16 protein-coding genes are annotated in these 18,377 nt (G+C 40.4%); 10 read left to right on the forward strand and 6 right to left on the reverse strand.

Going from position 1 to position 18,377, the window contains the following annotated elements; genetic code table 11:
• The first annotated feature begins 21 nt into the window (after window positions 1–21).
• Window positions 22–633: an alpha-ketoglutarate-dependent dioxygenase AlkB family protein gene (locus tag AB1Z56_RS15500; RefSeq protein ID WP_313268824.1), complete on the forward strand. Its 612-nt coding sequence runs from the start codon at window positions 22–24 to the stop codon at window positions 631–633.
• A gap of 90 nt (window positions 634–723) precedes the next feature.
• Here the strand turns inward: AB1Z56_RS15500 and AB1Z56_RS15505 are convergent, their stop codons facing one another.
• Entirely contained in the window at window positions 724–2,604 is a 1,881-nt protein-coding gene (locus AB1Z56_RS15505) for a M1 family metallopeptidase (RefSeq protein WP_426789594.1), read from the reverse strand.
• A 197-nt stretch (window positions 2,605–2,801) separates the two neighbouring features.
• Here AB1Z56_RS15505 and AB1Z56_RS15510 point away from each other — a divergent pair, with 197 nt between their 5' ends.
• The 4 genes from AB1Z56_RS15510 (at window position 2,802) to AB1Z56_RS15525 (ending at window position 10,435) form a co-directional block, all read left to right on the forward strand.
• Entirely contained in the window at window positions 2,802–4,112 is a 1,311-nt protein-coding gene (locus AB1Z56_RS15510; protein ID WP_313268820.1) for a BamA/TamA family outer membrane protein, read from the forward strand.
• Between the two features lie 107 nt (window positions 4,113–4,219).
• Window positions 4,220–5,023 carry a hypothetical protein gene (locus AB1Z56_RS15515; protein ID WP_426789595.1) on the forward strand — a complete coding sequence of 268 codons (804 nt, stop codon included), beginning with the start codon at window positions 4,220–4,222 and terminating at the stop codon, window positions 5,021–5,023.
• 15 nt (window positions 5,024–5,038) lie between these two features.
• The gene (locus AB1Z56_RS15520) at window positions 5,039–7,111 is read left to right on the forward strand and encodes a TonB-dependent receptor (RefSeq protein WP_426789596.1); all 2,073 of its coding nucleotides are present in this window, start codon (window positions 5,039–5,041) and stop codon (window positions 7,109–7,111) included.
• Between the two features lie 9 nt (window positions 7,112–7,120).
• Window positions 7,121–10,435 (forward strand): DEAD/DEAH box helicase, encoded by a 3,315-nt coding sequence (locus AB1Z56_RS15525; protein ID WP_426789597.1) that lies wholly within the window; start codon window positions 7,121–7,123, stop codon window positions 10,433–10,435.
• 71 nt (window positions 10,436–10,506) lie between these two features.
• On the opposite strand, the gene AB1Z56_RS15530 is transcribed toward AB1Z56_RS15525, so the two are convergent.
• Complete coding sequence (locus AB1Z56_RS15530) at window positions 10,507–11,010, reverse strand: hypothetical protein (RefSeq protein ID WP_426789598.1); 504 nt, start codon at window positions 11,008–11,010, stop codon at window positions 10,507–10,509.
• Window positions 11,011–11,120: 110 nt separating this feature from the next.
• On the reverse strand, window positions 11,121–11,606 hold the full coding sequence (locus AB1Z56_RS15535) for a hypothetical protein (protein ID WP_313268811.1): 486 nt from the start codon (window positions 11,604–11,606) through the stop codon (window positions 11,121–11,123).
• A 130-nt stretch (window positions 11,607–11,736) separates the two neighbouring features.
• Between AB1Z56_RS15535 and AB1Z56_RS15540 the strand changes: the two genes are divergently transcribed.
• From AB1Z56_RS15540 to AB1Z56_RS15550, 3 genes are read left to right on the forward strand one after another with little or no spacing between them, the layout of a single operon-like run.
• Window positions 11,737–12,183 carry a MarR family winged helix-turn-helix transcriptional regulator gene (locus tag AB1Z56_RS15540; protein ID WP_426789599.1) on the forward strand — a complete coding sequence of 149 codons (447 nt, stop codon included), beginning with the start codon at window positions 11,737–11,739 and terminating at the stop codon, window positions 12,181–12,183.
• A 47-nt stretch (window positions 12,184–12,230) separates the two neighbouring features.
• Window positions 12,231–13,292 carry an HlyD family secretion protein gene (locus AB1Z56_RS15545; protein WP_313268807.1) on the forward strand — a complete coding sequence of 354 codons (1,062 nt, stop codon included), beginning with the start codon at window positions 12,231–12,233 and terminating at the stop codon, window positions 13,290–13,292.
• Between the two features lie 2 nt (window positions 13,293–13,294).
• A complete protein-coding gene (locus AB1Z56_RS15550) occupies window positions 13,295–14,839 on the forward strand; it encodes an MFS transporter (protein WP_426789600.1) in 1,545 nt (514 codons plus the stop codon).
• On the opposite strand, the gene AB1Z56_RS15555 is transcribed toward AB1Z56_RS15550, so the two are convergent.
• Window positions 14,840–15,589, reverse strand: coding sequence for a class I SAM-dependent methyltransferase (locus AB1Z56_RS15555; protein WP_426789601.1), 750 nt, complete (start codon window positions 15,587–15,589; stop codon window positions 14,840–14,842).
• Window positions 15,590–15,606: 17 nt separating this feature from the next.
• A complete protein-coding gene (radC, locus tag AB1Z56_RS15560; RefSeq protein WP_313268803.1) occupies window positions 15,607–16,305 on the reverse strand; it encodes a RadC family protein in 699 nt (232 codons plus the stop codon).
• 164 nt (window positions 16,306–16,469) lie between these two features.
• Here radC and AB1Z56_RS15565 point away from each other — a divergent pair, with 164 nt between their 5' ends.
• Window positions 16,470–16,928 carry a peptidylprolyl isomerase gene (locus tag AB1Z56_RS15565; RefSeq protein ID WP_046671802.1) on the forward strand — a complete coding sequence of 153 codons (459 nt, stop codon included), beginning with the start codon at window positions 16,470–16,472 and terminating at the stop codon, window positions 16,926–16,928.
• A gap of 26 nt (window positions 16,929–16,954) precedes the next feature.
• Window positions 16,955–17,359 carry a DUF5606 domain-containing protein gene (locus tag AB1Z56_RS15570; RefSeq protein WP_075993972.1) on the forward strand — a complete coding sequence of 135 codons (405 nt, stop codon included), beginning with the start codon at window positions 16,955–16,957 and terminating at the stop codon, window positions 17,357–17,359.
• 83 nt (window positions 17,360–17,442) lie between these two features.
• Here the strand turns inward: AB1Z56_RS15570 and AB1Z56_RS15575 are convergent, their stop codons facing one another.
• Complete coding sequence (locus AB1Z56_RS15575) at window positions 17,443–18,375, reverse strand: hypothetical protein (RefSeq protein WP_426789602.1); 933 nt, start codon at window positions 18,373–18,375, stop codon at window positions 17,443–17,445.
• Between the last annotated feature and the right edge of the window lie 2 nt (window positions 18,376–18,377).

Genomic DNA, 18,377 nt, shown 5'->3' on the forward strand with positions numbered 1-18,377 from the left:
AAACACATACAATACGATAACATGGAACTTTTCGACAATCTCTTCGATGGCAATAGAAATCTACTCCCTTACGATGGGACTGTCAATTATTATGGTAAAATACTACCTCCGCAGGAAGCAAACCACTATTTTGACATCCTCATGGACTCGATCGAATGGGTAAATGACCGTGCTATTATTTTTGGAAATGAAATCGTCACCAAACGAAAAGTGGCCTGGTATGGCGACCAAGCTTTCGAATATAGCTATTCCAACACCACTAAAAGGGCGCTTCCCTGGACAAAGGAACTTCTTGAGCTGAAAAAGATTGCCGAAGAACAAACACAGGAAACTTATAATTCCTGCCTGTTGAATCTTTATCACAATGGTGACGAGGGAATGGCCTGGCACAGTGACGGTGAAAAAGACCTCAAAAAAAATGGAGCAATTGCTTCTTTAAGCTTTGGTGCTGAACGAAAGTTTGCCTTTAAACACAAAACGAGCAAAGAAAAAATAGACCTCATCTTGGGTCATGGAAGTTTATTGGTGATGAAAGGTTTTACACAAACGTATTGGCTGCATCGGCTTCCACCAACAAAAAAGGCTTTTAGCGCACGAATTAATCTGACATTTCGAAGCATCGATCAGCTGTAGTCGTGGCTATTTATCCGCAGACTACAACAGAATTCAGTCATCAATCGTGTCAACCTTCTCAAAACATAAAGGCTGACACGATCAATCGGATTATTTTACAACGTTCCAGCTGTTGTCTTTGGCTGTGTAATCCATAAAAATACCACCGTCCAAAGTAATATTTTTCACCTTTTTGGTCGAACTCCAAGTCACGCTAGCCTGTTTTTCATTGTGTTGCCAAATTGCCGGAGTTTGGTGTTTTGTCTCCACCGATCCATCCGCATAGGTAATCAACACATCAAACGGAATTGCAAATCCGCCTACATTGGTGATCGTAAGTGTGTTTTTACCGGCAAGTTGTTTAAAACCATTTACTTTAAGGTCGATGTAATTATTGGTGAAATACCAATTTTTCCAATACCAGTTTAAATTCTGTCCAGCTCCGGCATTGATGCTGTAAAAGAAGTCCCAAGGCGTAGGATGCTTTCCATGCCATAACTCCATATAGTGGTGTAATGCTTTTTTAAACAGTTCATCGCCTAGGTAATCCCGTAATGCAATATAGGACAATGCAGCCTTGATGTAAGCATTGTTGCCGTACCCTAAACCACTTAACTGGGAGGTCATGGTAATTAAGGGTTGATCTTCTTCTGTAGAAGGGTCAAAAATATAGCGCTTTACGCGGGCATCTTTGAAAAGCTCTTTGTTTTTTTCGGCACCAATCTCCGCATTTCCAATCCAGAATTCCAATGCAGTAGCCCAGCCTTCATCCATATAACCGTATCGGGTTTCATTGATACCCATATAAAAAGGGAAATAGGTATGTGCAATTTCATGGTCTGCCGTTTGTCGTGCATCAACAAGATTATCTGGGACACTCGAATCATTGATCATCATTGGATATTCCATATCTGCAAATCCCTGAACGGCCGTCATGGTTGGATACGGATAGGTGACACCAGGCCAATTTTTAGAAAACCAGTCAATGCAGTATTGTTGCCAGCCAATATATTGTTCAAAATCTGGCGTTCCGGCGACGTAGCTGGATTGGACACTCACGCGCTTGCTTCCCAGATCTACACTCCCGCCATCCCAGATATAATTGTCACTCACACTGAAACAAAAATCAGGTACGTAGCTTGCTTTGAATTTCCAGGTATTCCAAGCTTCTTGTGCTGTCACTTTCCCCGTTTTCATTTCGGCATCTGTCGCAATATGTATTGGGGTATCGCTAACTTTTGATTTCTCGAAACGGTCCAAAATAGGCTTCTGAAGTACATCAGCTGCATTTGTCAATTCACCTGTCGCCCAGACAACAAAGTTCTTCGGAACGGATATCTCAAATTGATAATCGTTGAAACCATTATAGAATTCTTGCCGGCCATTATGTTCCAAAAGATCCCAGCCATTGTAATCGTCGTATACAGACACACGCGGATAAGCGTAAGCACAATAAAAGGTAGACGCATTCAGCAGTCCTTCACGGTCACTTTCTACAGATAAAGGGTATTCCCAGCTAATGTCCAATGTTGCAGTACTTCCTGGAAGGATTTTCTGCCCAAAATCGCCTAACTTCACTGTTCCCCAGTCCTTACTATTTACGTCGTAAACTTGACCATTCAGTTTAAACGATTTAATCTTTAGACCCGAAGTCAGGTAATCGTCCGAAGCGTATGCCGCACGTACCGCATTGGGTTTGTGCACATTGTTGACAAATCGGATAGCCAAGCGATTCAATGTATCGGGACTATGGTTTGTGTACAGAATAGTTTCTGTTCCGCTCACCATCTTTGTGGCCGGATCCAATTGCACCCGCACATCATACTTCCCAAAATTCTGCCAATAGTTTTTACCCGGTATGCCCGTTGTGGTACGGGTCCCCTTTGCGATCGCTTGCTGAATATTCCTTGGGGTATACAATTCTTGTGCATGAGCAGCCCCTGTCAATAAAAGCAACGTCAATCCGTAATTCAATATAGTGCGTCCTATCATATCCTAGTTTAAATAATCAAACTAAGATAAATTTGCTGTGATTTGCAAGTTTAATTCTCCAGCTTCGCAAGAAAAATAAACTTCTTCAACACAATACTGGATTTGCATTTGTTCAAAAAACAAAAAAGGCAGACTCCGAGTGCCTGAGAAAACATTTTATTTTTTTTTACGTTTAGTTTTAAGATAAGCCCGAATGTATGCATCGACTTTTACGTTATAACGATTTCTTCCGATATGCTTTTTTAGGAATGCTTTTAATTTCAATCCCTACGCTACTTGCTGCCCAAACTGATGCAAAAACAGACTCTGTTGCACAGTATAAACATCAGCGTGACTCTGCCTTGGCCAGTCAATATGATATATCCGATCTCATCGGAAGAATAATACATCCCAAACGAAAAAAGGAACACGCAAGTAAACGTTCCCCCATCACCTTAATGCCCAATATTGCCTACAACCCAACCATTGGTGGCCAGATTGGAATCAAGGCAGTCGCCGGAAAAGTACTTGGTGACCCGAAAACGACTACCATGTCGATCGCTGCGACATCCGCCTCGATTACGACAAAAAATATTATGGTTTTCTATATCAGCCACAATGTATTTACGCCAAACAACAAGCTGAATTTTCAGGGTGCTTTTGCACTCGTCAAGATGGTTGCTTTAGACGCGGGCTTGGGCATGACTCCCCATGGAAAATGGACCAATGCAGATGAAGAGATACTTGCAAATCCTGAGCATAAAAAGTATGGCGCCAAGTACAATGCCTTTACATTTAACGAAAAAGTCTACAAACGTATCGCTGATGGGCTATTTGTTGGAGCCGGACTGGCGTTCGACTTAAGACGCAAAATAACCAGCAGTGGCCCTAATGGCAACGTTACGCCCAATACCATCTACACCGAAAAACATGGCTTCGAGCCCGACAGTTACAATTCCAATGGCCTATTGCTCAATATGCAGTATATGACCCGAGACAATCCTAACAGGCCTTACAAGGGAATCTATTCGGATATCGGTGTGCGATGGAACACCACTTTGCTAGGGAGTAGCAAAAGCGCAGTACAGCTTACCACCGACTTTCGAAAGTACTTTAGTCTATCTCAGTCCGACCCGGCTCATGTACTCGCCTTCTGGTATTGGGGTTCCTATAAACTTGGCGGTACACTTCCCTATTTTGATCTTCCAGGAACGGGAAGGGACGTAGCCGTCAGAAGCGGCCGCGGTTATACCATTGGTTATTTTAAAGGAATTTCTTTCGGTTATGCCGAAACAGAATACCGCTTCCCAATTTTAAAGAATCGCTTTTTGAGCGGAGCTGCTTTTTTTAATCTACAGACTGCCAGCGACGAACTGGGCACCAAACTTTTTGAAAGGTGGCAACCAGGTGGTGGTGCCGGATTAAGGGTACTCTTTAACAAAGCAACACGCACAAATCTATGTTTGGACTATGCCTTTGGAAAATATGGTTCCCGTGGTTTCTTTTTGGGGCTGAATGAAGCTTTCTAATTCCAGGTTGCCACAGCTTTGTTTGCCATAAAATGACTAAATTAGCCGATGTTGTTGCTCTTTCTCTTCACGAAGAGTGACTGAATAGACATTGACGATATTTCATCATGAATTTAAAAACCTTTTTTCTATACATTGTATTATTATCAGGTCTTGTTTCCTGTCATCAGACAAAGACGCCAACAACTCCAACAGCAACAACGAAAAGCGAAGACCAAAAGAAAGAACAAGTAGCCCTTCCTGTCTCCTCACTACTCCCTCCGGATACGTCGAGCTACGATAGTCCGCGTTTTGCAGACAGAATAAAGGAACAAGCGCAGCAGTTAATGAAAATGAATGATGCCGGTCTCTTCGATAAACTTCATCAGAAGTTAACGACAACACTAAGTGCGGACCAGAAGGATTATTTTCTTGGGCATCCTAACTTAGCTGTTTTAGCAATCTCTAAAGGAAATATCTTTGAAAATGGTGCCGATGACCTTGGCTATATCGTGTACAACAAAGATAATCATCGCATCGAAATCATCCTATTCAATTTTAAGAGCAATACATTCAACACCTTATATAAAGAATTAAAAGTTGTCAATACGCTCCAAAACACGGACTGTTACTCCAGCTTTGGATCGCTCGATTATCTCATTGCTTCCGAACTGATTTATCAAGAGGAATATATTCGTTTAAACAGTTCAAATTACCTGATTGACGACAATTCCTTTGAGGTGACCGATATTTCGACGAACAAAAACTTTGATTTGCAGCAGGGCTGTCTGAACAAAAAAGTCTCAAAAGATGCCATGGCCAACAGTCTTTGTGTACCGACCAGTTCCGTATATGCGAATTTTCAATGCTTAAAATACGATAAGAAAAAGCAGATTTTTGAAATTTATTTCAGTCAGGAATTTGCAGACTAAGCCGACCAAACCCTAATGATGAAAAGATATTACCTACTTGCTACCCTTGGTTTATGTAGCAAATTATATGCGCAGGAAGTGGATACTACGACTAATCGGCTAGAACAAGTCGAAGTTAAAGCCTACTTCAATAAACAACCGCTCTTGCGATTGACATCTTCTGCGGCTGTGTTAAGCGGCCAAGCGATCCAATCCCAACAATCGCCCTCCTTGGTTTCAGCAATGAACAGGGTACCGGGGTTACGCATGGAAGAGCGTTCTCCTGGAAGTTACCGGCTTGCACTCCGTGGAAGTATGATCCGTTCCCCCTTTGGCGTTCGCAATGTCAAAATCTATTTGGACGACTTTCCACTTACTGACGCAGGTGGGAACACCTACCTTAACTTGATCGATCCCTACGCAATAGAGCAAATTAATATATTGAAAGGCCCAGATGGATCGATCTATGGGGCCAATTCAGGCGGAGTGCTTTCCTTTTATAGTAAAGGATTTGATCGATCTGCCCAACCTGAAGTCAACCTCCAATTAACGGGAGGTTCCTACGGTCTTTTCCAAGAACAGCTCAATGCAATCTTACCCGTCAGCACGACTCAACAACTTGCCATCAATCAGAGTTGGACGAGAAGTGACGGTTATCGCCAGAATTCAGCCTTAAATAAAAAGAATATTCAGCTCAATTACAATTGGCAATATGCAAAAACATCCGAATTAAAATTCACCGGTTTCTATTCGGATCTCGGTTACCAAACTCCGGGAGGACTCACCGCAGCACAAATGGAGAGCGACCGCAGGCAGGCCCGGCCTAAGGGCGGACCAAATCCTGGTGCTGCTGAACAAAAAGCAGCAATCTACGATAAAACATTCTTTGGTGGACTGAGCAACCAGACGCATCTCAGTTCTAAGATGACTTTGTTTGCCAGTGTATTCGGCTCATCCAATCAGATCAGAAATCCTTTCATCACCAATTATGAAAAAAGGGATGAGAAAAATCTGGGAACACGCTTGTATTTATCCTACACAGATTTACTGAGCAAGGCCCTAAAATACGAAGTCCAACTGGGCTTAGAGGCTCAAAAAGGCTGGTATGCTATCGATAATTATGACAATGACAAAGGAATCGCTACCGATCCTCAGGCCAAAGACAAATTGGAAAACAGTCAGCAATCATTTTTTGCACGCACCCAACTGGAGTGGCTAGAACGGCTCCAGGTAGAGCTGTCGCTCGGATTGAATGGAAATAAAATAGCCTATCAACAGCGCTATCCTCTTACCCAAGAAAACAAAGAACATATTGATTTCGGGAGTACATGGATGCCAAGAGCTGCACTATCCTACTTGGTCACACCTACAATTGCGCTTAGAGCGTCGATTTCTAAAGGTTTCTCTGCACCAACAGTTGCAGAAGTGCGCTCCTCAGACAATATGGTCAACACGATGCTGAAACCAGAAACGGGGACAAATCATGAGCTGGGGATACGCTGGCATTTGTGGAATAGACGGATTATAGTAGATGCAGCAGCTTACACTTACCAAATGAACAATGCTATTATCCGCCAGATACGAGATACAGGAGCTGAATATTTTCAAAATGCAGGTAAAATAAACCAAAAGGGAGTGGAAGCATCAATATTAACTTATTTGATTACACCCCAGACAAGCGGTATTATTCGGAGCTTACAACTCGCCAGTAATTTTTCCTTCAATGACTATCGTTTCAAAACCTATCAGGTAGGCGACAAAAACTATAAGGACAACAAACTTCCTGCAGTTCCTAAAACGGTATGGGTAAATTCGTTGAATATACTTTTCCCGTATGAATTCCAGTTGGATCTTCTTTCCAATTTAACAGCAGCAATACCACTGGACGACGCAAACACTGTTTATGCCAAACGGTATCATCTTTTACAAGGCAAATTATCCTGGAGCAAATCTGTCTGTTCACGGCATAAAATCAGATTTTTTGTTGGGGCCGACAATCTACTCAATGAAAAATATAGTCTTGGAAACGACATCAATGCTTTTGGAGGCCGATATTTCAATCCTGCCCCTTTACGTAATTATTATGGCGGAATGAGTTTTAATTTTTAAGCTAGTAACATGGAATTCCATCAGCACATATTGACCAATATCGACTTCAGAAGGGTAAACCGTTATTCTTATTTTCCTTGGATGGACCTGACATTGGCCCATTTTCAGGTCAATGCGATGGAAATGGAGGTGAATCAGGCTACTTTTCAAGTAATGGAAAATTACACCCACTTTGAGGTCATGATCATCTATACAGCTCCCACAACTGCTGTATTTTGTAACTGTCCGGAAACAGCATTCTGCCGGCATCAAAAAGCTGTTTTAAGCAAACTGTTTACTCAGGAAAACTGGCTGGCTTTTTTTGATCACATCCGCTATCAGCATCTCCTAAAAAAAGTTGCCATTCAATATGGGCTAGAAAATGAATCCTCTTTGGAAAACTATTTTTCTGCGCAGATCAAAGCGGGGAAGCTGGAGTTTCTGTTAAAAGACAAACAGCTAACCTCTATCGATGACTTTGATCTTGTGGAGGAATCTCTTGCTCCGAAAATCAAGACGGCTGTCAAAAAGCAACATCATTTTGTGGTGTTAACGCGCAACCGGTATTACAAAAATCTACAAATACTCCTGTGTCAATCGCCGATGACGAAATCCGGCGTACCAAAAAATCCGATTTCTTCTAGCGAGAGTCAGTCTCATATCTGGCAAAGCAGCTCGATTGAGGAAATGCAATTTTACACAGCTGTTTACCAATTTTCTCAAGCTGTGCAACAGGATATCGAAATCAGTTCCAGCCTGAAGGCGATTGCAAAAAATCCGCTACACCTCGATTTTTATCTACATGACTATGAGAAATCCGACAATATAACAGCCTCTACCTTATCGCCGGTACAATTTAGCCTAAGCAAAGGTGATATTAAGCTCTTTATTACAAAAAAAGACGCATTTTATGCCATTCAGGGAGAAATTCATATCCACACCATCGCCTACAGTTTACAGGATTTAGTTGTTCTTCTGGACCATTTCATTCTCCTCAAAAATCAGCTTTTTTTGATTGAAAATAAGCTTCACCTCAAGTTGATCCGTTTATTCGGCAACAAGGGTGAGCAATTGTTGATCTATCAACGTAAGTTCGAAGAGTTCAATAGGTTGTTTTTGGAACAGATAGCACATTCTGTGGAGTTGAATTTTAAAGACATTCCAAAAGCAAGCAAGCCACAGTTAAAGGAAAATCTATATTATCAGGACATGCAGCCCCTTTTGTTTCTGGAGGAATCGGAAGATTTTGTCAACCTTATTCCAGTCATGCGTTATGGTGAGGTCGAAATTCCTATTTTAAGCAAGCGGAATATATTCGGCACAGACAGCAAGGGTACACAATTTTTGGTCGATCGGAAACGTGAAGCTGAAACAAAAGTTATTTCCCTGTTACTGAAGCAGCATCCCTATTTTCAGGAGCAAATGGATGAGGGAAGCTTTCAGCATTTTTATTTGCACCGCAAATACTTTCTGGACAGTAACTGGTTTCTGGATGCTTTTGAGGAGTGGCAGCATCAGGGTATACAGATCATTGGATTTAATGCGATACGTGGAAATAAATTAAGTCGTTTTAAAGGAAAAATTCATGTGGAGGTCCTCAGTGGACAAAATTGGTTCAATGCCAATATAAAGGTGACATTTGGCCCCAAAAGTGTCTCTCTAAAAAAACTTGAAAAGGCTGTACGGAACCGCTCGCAATTCATCACCTTGGATGATGGCACCCAGGGCATTTTACCGCAACAGTGGCTCGATAAATTTGAGGCCTATTTTAACGCTGCCGAATCGATAGCTGATGATTTCATTGAAATTCCAAAATACAAATTCAATGAGATCGATCTATTATTTGATCAGGCTGAGTTAGACCCTATCGTGTTGGCGGAGCTCAGCACGTTGAGAAAGCAGCTCGCTAATTTTTCTTCGCTATCCGAGGTCCAGGTACCACCAACTTTTGTCGGAAACTTACGCCCTTATCAGCAACAAGGACTACAATGGCTGCATTTCTTGGATGGGCTTAATTTTGGCGGCTGTCTTGCCGATGACATGGGACTTGGCAAAACGATCCAAATATTAGCCTTTCTGGCTACTCAAAAAGCAAAGGGACAATCTGCACCAACATTACTTGTACTTCCCACGACCTTAATTTTTAATTGGCGGCATGAAATACAACAATTTCTTCCATCTTTCCAAACGTTGGTTTTAGATGGTCCAAATAGAATAGAAAAAGGGATGCAGTTTGAACAATATGACCTTGTTTTAATTTCTTATCACAACCTGCTGACGGATATCAATACGCTAAAAAAAATAACCTTCAATTATGTCATATTGGACGAATCGCAGCAAATCAAAAACCCGGATTCCCAGCGATACAAAACGGTAAATTTATTAAAATCAAGAAATCGCATTATCTTAACAGGAACTCCTATCGAGAATAATACGATGGATCTTTATGCTCAGCTTTCCTTTATTGTGCCGGGTCTACTAGGAAGCAAAAAATATTTCAAAGATGTCTATACGACTCCTATTGATGCTTTCCATGACCGCAAGAGAAAAAAAATGCTGAAAGAGAAAATAAAGCCTTTCATTCTCCGTAGAACAAAACAGGATGTATTACGTGATCTTCCTGCAAAAAATGAACTGGTCCTTTACTGTGATATGAAAACTGCCCAACGGCGAATTTATGATCTTTATGAAAAGGAATTTCGGGATTTTATCTCTGCCAAAGATGGCGATGAAATCAAGAAAAGCCCCATGCATGTACTAAAAGGTCTAACAAAATTGCGTCAGATATGTAATTCAAGCAAACTTCTCCAAAATGAAGATCTGACTACCGCTGCAGACTCTGCCAAAATCGAAATGCTTATCGAGCAGATTCAGCATAAAAAAGACCAGCACAAAATGATCGTGTTTTCACAGTTTGTCAGTATGCTCAACCTGATTAAAGAGGCTTTGGATAAACAGGGTATTCGCGCGTTGATGCTCACGGGTCAATCCAAAAATCGAGGTCAGTTGGTTAGTGATTTTCAATCCGACAAGGATATCCCCGTTTTTCTGGTTAGTCTAAAAGCGGGTGGTACGGGGCTTAATCTTACCGCAGCGGATGTTGTGTACCTAGTAGACCCCTGGTGGAATCCTGCTGTTGAACAACAGGCGATCGACAGGATCTATCGCATGGGGCAACAAAAGACGGTCACTGCTGTTCGATTAATCAGCCCTAACACGGTGGAAGATAAAATTCAGACCTTACAGCAACATAAAAAGGAGATTAGCAACAGTATTCTGGATGACGGCGGAAGTTTAGATGTCTTTTATCTCGACAAAAGCTATTTAATGAATTTGCTACGCTAAACTATTGAAATCAAAAAAGGGGATATCGATCGATGTCCCCTTTTTTGATATAATTCGTTTTCAGCTGCTCTTTATTTTTTGTCAGAAATGTACGTTTTGTTACCATTTCCGTTGATATAATATTTACCACCTTTTGGACCGAGATAAACTGTATGTCCATTATATTTTTCACTTGTTGCTTTATCGGCTGTAGCTACGGCATCCTTTTTAACAGCAGTGGCTTTTTTTTCAGCTTTAGCGCTTTCTTTTTTCACGGCTTTTTCCTTCGCTTCCACTGGTGCTGCTGGCACTGCTTTTGTATCAGCCATCTTTTTCGCCTGCGTTGACTTTTCCTTCACTGCAGCTTCCTTCTTCTCTTTGACTGCAGCGTCCTTCTTCGCTGTAGCTTTCACGGGCGCTGTTTTCGTTTCGGCCTCGTTGGCTTTAGTCTTTACTTCTTTTGCTTTTTGTTCAGACTTTTTGGCTTCCTTTTCCATTTTTTTAGGAGCCGTTTGTGCATAGGATTGTCCCAATCCAAATGCAGCGATCAGAGCTAATGCAGCTGTGATTTTTTTGAAACGATTTATTGCATTCATAACTCAATTGTTATTTAAATAATTGTAAATAAAAGTACAATACAAATGCCATATTTCGATTTAATTACCTGAAAAAAGATTTTTAACACATTTTTAACTTGATGAAGGAATTATTCGACAACTTGCTTTTTAAATTTCGAATCAATTATATATTTTACTCCCTTCGCATCAATAAATACAGGCTTTCCATGGTAGTGCTCATTAATCCGACGATCAATTGCAACACGATACCGAGTGGTTGAATTAGCGGAGCTGTAAGTTATATTTTCAACCGATTCTCCTGGGCTGGCAATTACCTCCGAACCTTCATATACGCGCTCACTCACCCTGCCCATAAAACGTTGTTTTCCCGTGGACGTTTTTATTTTCTCCTGCTGCACGGGCTCTTTATCGATAGGTGCAACGTCTAAGCTCATCACATCGACCTGAGGGCTTAAAGGGAAGAATGGATCTACCCACCGATATACAAAATGATAATCGGTTTCTAAGTTATTAAAAGCATGCATCTGCTGTGCCCTTACAACACTTATCCCGCCTCCTATAATCAGCAGTGGCAGTAGGCAACGTCTAAAGAAGATTAATTCAACTCCTAACATATCTTTTTTTCCTTTCGTTTAAGTACTCCCAAATAAAATGCCATCTCTCGCTAAAGCATTCATCTTTAACACATTTTTAACTAAAGCAAATTAGTTTGATATTTAACTGTTTTATGTTTAACTTTGTGCTATGAAAAACGAATTCATGAATCCAGTAAAACCCTTGGTGGATAGTATCATTGCTTTGCGAACGAGCTTAAAACAATACTATATCCAGAAAATAAAGGAACAGCAATTGGATATCACCTACGAAATGTTGCAAGTATTGGCAGCACTGTGGAAAAAGGAACAAATGAATCAGCAAGATATAGCCACAGCGATACAAAAGAACAAAGCAAGTGTCACTCCGCTGATTGATAACCTTTGTAAACGTGATCTGGTTAGGCGTGTCAGCGATCCCAATGACAGGCGAAATAATCTAATCGAATTAACGGTAAAGGGAGACGAATATAGGACGTTATTAGACCCTGTCCAGCAAGACCTCTACCGTGTGATCCTGCAGGAGATATCAGAAAAAAAAATATTGGAAATTACAGAAACTCTCGAAAAATTGACCGCAATTATTGAGCAGCAATAGTATCGGGAACCTTGATTTCCATAAAAAAGAAGAAAAGTAATTGAGTCATGAGTAATTCAACATTAAGTGATAAAGAAATAAAACGAAGGCGGAAAATATGGATTATCAACATCCTATCTGCAGTCGTCATTGGTATTACAATGATATGGGGTATCTTGGTCTTTTTCCACATCAACGAATCTGTTTATACAGACGACGCCCAAGTAGATGCCCATATTACCCCTATAAATTCGCGCATCAGCGGTTATATTAAAACCATTCGATTCGATGAGCATCAAAAAGTACACAAAGGCGATACACTCGTCATTATTGATGATGCGGAGTACAGCATTTTATTAAAAAATGCACAAGCCACTCTTGCCGATGCCAAAGCTAGTAAAACAATATCGCGATCTGGAATTGCTATTGCTGATAATAGTGCTGCGATAGCAAATGCCAATATTGACGAGATGAAAGCCCGGCTGGACAATATGGAATTGAATTATAAGCGTTACGAGAGTCTAGTGAAAGATGAAGCAGTAACGCAATATCAATTCGATCAGGTAAAAGCAGATTACGAGGCCATGTTGGCCAAATATAAGGCACTTTTGGCGCAAGAGCGTGTATCCAAACTGAACACACATGAGTCTGAACAGAAGCTGTCGGTCAATGATGCCGCGTTACTAAAGGCCGAATCAGCGATAGATCTGGCCAAATTAAACCTTTCGTATACGGTAATCACTGCGCCTTACGACGGTGTATTGGGACGACGGACAATAGAAGAGGGCCAATTGGTACAAAACGGCACGCCATTGGTCAATATTGTCCGTGATGAGCAGAAATGGATTACCGCAAATTATACCGAAAGTCAACTAAAAAATATTGCTCTCGGGGCAAAAGTCAACATTGAAATTGATGCATTGGCCGGGAAGACATTTGAAGGTGAAGTAGCCGCGATATCCGAAGCAACAGGGTCTAAGTATTCCGCTGTTCCGGTTGACAATTCTACGGGGAACTTTGTTAAGGTACAACAGCGCATTCCGGTTCGAATTAATTTTACAGCATCCAATACCCCAAAAGATCTCGCCATGCTTCGCGTAGGTATGAATGCTATCATACGTATTAAATAATCATGAAAGATCGTATATTCAGAGATTGGTTGAGTTCAGGGTGGGAATTATTCTTTCTATTTGTACTCAATATTTTATTTTCCTTCAATAATGGCATCCCAACGTCTATCAACACTTATGTCATGAATGGATATGCCGGTATCACCGCAGATCTCAGTATGGCTACATATTGTTATTATGCGGGAATGGTATGTGCCATACCGCTGGTATTTAGGTTGTTGAAATTATTTTCCAAAAAGACGATATTAATCGTTTCCATCTTCATTATCCTCGCTTCCAACACGATTTTGGAACATGCTAATAATGGTGTAAATATCTGCATGGCCACATTTTTTATCGGGAGTGCCAAAATTATCGTCACAATGGCCATCATTGGGGAAATGATCCCTTTCCTCATGCCCCGTGGGGAACGCTATCAATTATATGCGGTCTACTACCCGATGACAATGATTATTCCGGCATTGGCAAGCTATGTATCTGTTCTATTTGCAACACATTTCTATTGGGAAACTGTCTTTCTATTTCAAAATATATTACTGGCGATAGCGTTGTTAATCTGCATTATCTTTATGAAATCGTCAGATTTTAAAAAGGTCCCGCTGTATCAATATGACTGGTTTGGAAGTATTTTACTTTGTATTTCCCTATTGAATTTTGCTTATTTCAGCACATATGGTCTGACACAAAATTGGTTTCATTCCAAATTTATTTTGGTCACCGGGATTGCATCACTCTGTTTTTTTATACTTTTTATAAATAGAAGTGCACTAATCCGAAAATCACTCTTAAATTTTGAAGCCTTTTCAACACGGATTCTGCCTATCTCCATTGGAACAATTTTTATTTTCGGCATTTTTTATAGCTCGACCTCGCTGTACGCTTCCCTTTTGGGAATTACGCTTGGTACAAACCCCTTGGAAGTCGCCGAAATAAATACCTATGTAATTCCTGGTTACATGATCGGCGCAGTAATCGCTTATATATATTTCAAAATAACAAAAAAATGCAAGTTCATTTTGGCATTCTCCGCAGCATGTTATGCCCTATCTTGCTTTTTCTTTGCAAGGATTATCGACCAACAAACAAACACGGCATTGTTCTATCTCCCTTTGACATTAAGAGGAATGGGCGTGATCACTTCCTACATTGGAATAGGTGTATATATGGCCGGTAATATTCCCAGCAAATATTACCTCTCTGGCTTAGTATTTTTGATTCTTACACGTTCATTTTTGGTACCTGTAGTCTGGTCAAACATCATTACCAATTGGTATTACCACCTACAGATCCTTAATGCCAATAATCTTGCTGGTATAATCGATCGAACAAATAGCTTGGTGCTACAAAGAGGAAATATAATGAAATCGGTCCAAGTCCAAGCCTCGCTGCTATCCTTACGCGATGCCTACTCCGGGCTATTTATTATCGGGTTAATCCTAACGTTATTCATCTTAATCTTCCCGTTTCATTCTTCACCTATACGAAGAGTTTTCGACTGGAAGAGAAAAAATGCAACGAAAGAAGCTTTGCAAATTCCTATTTCTTAGTTAACTGATATAAATTTCGGTTATATACTTAAATACGATACGCTCAGAGATGGCGTACTTATCGAAAAGTGTACGGAGATCGTCATAGAGTGTTTTGTTTTCAGCCTGCTCTTTGGGAAAATAGGATGATGAACGTACTCTTCCCAAAAACGACCGAAGGTCCAATATCTGTTGATTTGGTAAGGTCACCTTGGTCATTGAACGGGTTCCAAAAAATTGCTTGAGATCATCATCACTGATATTTTTGTGACTGACCGATTGATAACTTGGTATATGACTGAGCAGAAAATCTTCGTACTCCTGTTGAAAAGCGTCGTCGGGATCACGTTGGTTCCAGACCAACACAATATGTCCATTTTCGGTGAGTATGCGAGCGAACTCCTTTTTACATGCGTCCCGGTCAAACCAATGAAAAGATTGCCCGGCAAAAATAAGATCGACACAGCCAGACTCAATGGATGTATTTTCGGCGGTGGCATTCAGCGCGATTAAATTCCGATGGGTTTTAAAATGATGCACTAAAGATTCACGCATTTCCCGATTGGGTTCAACGGCAAAGACGTCATTTCCATTTTCCAGAAAAAGTTGGGTAGATAGCCCTGTCCCGCTACCGATATCGGCAACCAGCCACTTTTTATCCAGCCCTATCTGTTCTTTAAGCACCTGAATAATCTCTTTTGGATAGCAAGGTCTAAATTTCTCGTAATCGACAACCCTGTCTGTGAATCTATCAATACTGTTTTTGTTCATACTAAGAATTGCTGTAACTAGTCGATTATACCTTCATCTTTAAAACTATAATATCCGTTATCGGTAAAGATTAAATGATCGGCAACTCTAATATCCATAATTTTAGAGGCTTCAACAATTTTTTGCGTCAGAATTTTGTCAGCATTGCTTGGATACAAGGTGCCCGAGGGGTGATTATGAACTAATATAATTGCATGTGCTTTAAGGCTAAGTGCAGATCGTAATATTATCCGGACATCGACCGGCGTAAAATCATTACCACCGCGTCCGATCAATTGTTTGTCTAATATTTTATACCCTGTATTGAGATAAAGGGTCCAAAACTCTTCATGGGGCAGATCCTGAAGTATGGGTTTCATAAAGTTGTAAACGAAGCGGCTGCTATTTACGAGCTTACGTTCTTCTGCGGGCAGATCGTTTTTGCGGCGGGCGAGCTCCAATGCCGCAAGTATAGCAATGGCTTTTGCTTCGCCTATCCCTTTATATAGGCTCAGTTCCGAGACCTCCATCATCGAAAGCGTGTGCAGGTTATTTTTGACATCAGCCAATATGCGTCGGCATAATTCGACAGCACTTTCATTTTTGGAACCAGAACCGATCAGGATAGCCAATAATTCGGCATCTGTAAGCGCCCTACGCCCCTGGCTCAATAGCTTCTCTCTCGGACGGTCGGCCTCTGCCCACTCCCGAATGACTAGTTTATACGGATTTGACATCTACAGTTAATTATAATTGGCTAGCGTACATAAATATACAAAAAAACAGTTACTTAATATCCTGAGAAATACACAATCTATCAATTAAAAAAAATTGGCAATCGGGATTTACTTCACATTTCACTCTGAAACGTTATCTTTGTATTTCATAAAAATTTTTGAATATGAGTAAAGCGATTATTAAAACAGAAAAAGGCGACATGACTGTGGAGTTCTACACAGCTGATGCTCCAAATACAGTAGCCAATTTTATCAAACTTGCTAAATCAGGATATTATGATGGATTAGCATTTCACCGTGTGATCCCTGATTTCGTTATCCAAGGTGGATGTCCAAATTCACGTGAAGGTGCTGCAGGAATCCCTGGAACAGGTGGCCCAGGTTATAAAATTGACTGTGAACTAACTGGCGAAAACCAATACCACGATAGAGGTGTATTGTCTATGGCTCATGCAGGACGTAATACAGGTGGTTCTCAATTTTTCATCTGTCATAGCCGTAACAACACTGCTCACTTAGATCGTAACCATACTTGTTTTGGAAAAGTAATCGAAAATGTAGACATCGTCGACGATATCAGACAAGGTGACCGTATTTTATCAATTGAAGTTATCGAAGATTAATTCTTGGAGTTTTAAATAGTATTAAAATGAATTTAAGAGCATTAGTATCCGTAACTGGTAAACCAGGATTGTTCAAATTGGTTGGACAAAATAAAGGTGGTTTTATTTTAGAAACCCTTGATCAAGCAAAAATTAAAACTGTAGTAAGTTTATCTTCTACAAAAATGGCGACTTTGGAAGATATTACAATCTATGGTGAAGAAGAAGAAATTCGTCTATTGAATATTTTTGAAACAATCAAAGAGAAAGGCATCGCTCTGCCAGATACAAAATCTGATGGCGCTACATTAAGAGATTTCTTCCGTGAAGTAGCTCCTGGCCATGATGAATCACGTGTTTATTCTTCGGATATTAAAAAGGTTATCACATGGTACAACATTATCAAGGAATTTCCTTTATTTGAAGAAGAAGCACCAGCTCCTTTAATGTAAACTTTTACATATTGACCAAATAAAAAAGGAGTTGATCAGGTGATCAACTCCTTTTTTATGATGTTTCCTTGATGTGTTGTTTTCTAATGAAACACTACATCAAGTACATTTTTTTCAATATTGTTTTGATCCTTGGCCCCATCAAGCTTAGTCTGCGCTTTTGTTACCTCAAATTCTTTGGGTTCAAATTGCTTTTCGACAACAGCAGTGGTCGTAAAGCGCAATAGGGAATTTTCGTCCTCATTGAGATAGGCATCAATTTCAAGAATTCCCTCGTTTTCATCAAACACATAAGGATGCAGCAAATTGATTCCTTTCGGAATCCGTGGACTCTTCCAAACGACAAATTTAGGGAGCGTCTTATCCATTGCATCGATTTTATTGTAAATAGCCTGCTGACAGGTAATTCCGGCAATTACTTTTGTTTTTCCCGTCTTATCTATCATATACTCTTTGGGATTTATTCGTATCTGCACTTTCGCCAATCCATTAAGTTTCCCTTCCGGATAGTTCAGTCCTACATGGATAGCCTCATCTTCTCTATTTGCTAGAAAAACCTCGCCTGAACCTTTGTTATAATTCACATAATTTTCTAAGCGGTACGTCAGGCCCGCAGCATCAGATTTCGCTTGTTGTTGATCAAATTTAATTTCCATCTTACGTAAAGGGGCAAGCATCAGCTCCATACGCTGCAAGGGATTTTCAATATCAAAGCTATCTTTCTTCATTTGTTCCGCCTGGGGTAGCGTGGATATTGCCTTCCACAATGCAGCAGGTGAACTATCTTTGGTCAGATTCATCAACCTGATTAGTTCAGCAAAAGGCATATTGGGAAAAGTAACTTTTTGTACGATTATCGCGGCATTGATCCGTTTAGAAGAGCGGATATCCGTTGTTGTATTTGATTCTTCATGTAGCTTAACCTCTTTAGGTTTAGAGGATTGACAATTGTGAAAAAGAAGTACTATGCCTAATAATGGGAAAACTAAGGCGTACTTTTTTAGATATTTTTTCATAT

This window comes from Sphingobacterium sp. WOUb80, assembly GCF_050058145.1.
Taxonomy (GTDB): domain Bacteria; phylum Bacteroidota; class Bacteroidia; order Sphingobacteriales; family Sphingobacteriaceae; genus Sphingobacterium.

What these genes read in the sequence shown, in the direction of transcription:
- AB1Z56_RS15525 (WP_426789597.1), top strand. Translation starts at nt 7,121, where the DNA reads ATGGAATTCCATCAGCACATATTGACCAATATCGACTTCAGAAGGGTA.
- AB1Z56_RS15530 (WP_426789598.1), bottom strand. Translation starts at nt 11,010, where the DNA reads ATGAATGCAATAAATCGTTTCAAAAAAATCACAGCTGCATTAGCTCTG.
- radC (WP_313268803.1), bottom strand. Translation starts at nt 16,305, where the DNA reads ATGTCAAATCCGTATAAACTAGTCATTCGGGAGTGGGCAGAGGCCGAC.
- AB1Z56_RS15510 (WP_313268820.1), top strand. Translation starts at nt 2,802, where the DNA reads ATGCATCGACTTTTACGTTATAACGATTTCTTCCGATATGCTTTTTTA.
- AB1Z56_RS15520 (WP_426789596.1), top strand. Translation starts at nt 5,039, where the DNA reads ATGATGAAAAGATATTACCTACTTGCTACCCTTGGTTTATGTAGCAAA.
- AB1Z56_RS15505 (WP_426789594.1), bottom strand. Translation starts at nt 2,604, where the DNA reads ATGATAGGACGCACTATATTGAATTACGGATTGACGTTGCTTTTATTG.
- AB1Z56_RS15540 (WP_426789599.1), top strand. Translation starts at nt 11,737, where the DNA reads ATGAAAAACGAATTCATGAATCCAGTAAAACCCTTGGTGGATAGTATC.
- AB1Z56_RS15570 (WP_075993972.1), top strand. Translation starts at nt 16,955, where the DNA reads ATGAATTTAAGAGCATTAGTATCCGTAACTGGTAAACCAGGATTGTTC.
- AB1Z56_RS15575 (WP_426789602.1), bottom strand. Translation starts at nt 18,375, where the DNA reads ATGAAAAAATATCTAAAAAAGTACGCCTTAGTTTTCCCATTATTAGGC.
- AB1Z56_RS15535 (WP_313268811.1), bottom strand. Translation starts at nt 11,606, where the DNA reads ATGTTAGGAGTTGAATTAATCTTCTTTAGACGTTGCCTACTGCCACTG.
- AB1Z56_RS15555 (WP_426789601.1), bottom strand. Translation starts at nt 15,589, where the DNA reads ATGAACAAAAACAGTATTGATAGATTCACAGACAGGGTTGTCGATTAC.
- AB1Z56_RS15545 (WP_313268807.1), top strand. Translation starts at nt 12,231, where the DNA reads ATGAGTAATTCAACATTAAGTGATAAAGAAATAAAACGAAGGCGGAAA.
- AB1Z56_RS15515 (WP_426789595.1), top strand. Translation starts at nt 4,220, where the DNA reads ATGAATTTAAAAACCTTTTTTCTATACATTGTATTATTATCAGGTCTT.
- AB1Z56_RS15500 (WP_313268824.1), top strand. Translation starts at nt 22, where the DNA reads ATGGAACTTTTCGACAATCTCTTCGATGGCAATAGAAATCTACTCCCT.
- AB1Z56_RS15565 (WP_046671802.1), top strand. Translation starts at nt 16,470, where the DNA reads ATGAGTAAAGCGATTATTAAAACAGAAAAAGGCGACATGACTGTGGAG.
- AB1Z56_RS15550 (WP_426789600.1), top strand. Translation starts at nt 13,295, where the DNA reads ATGAAAGATCGTATATTCAGAGATTGGTTGAGTTCAGGGTGGGAATTA.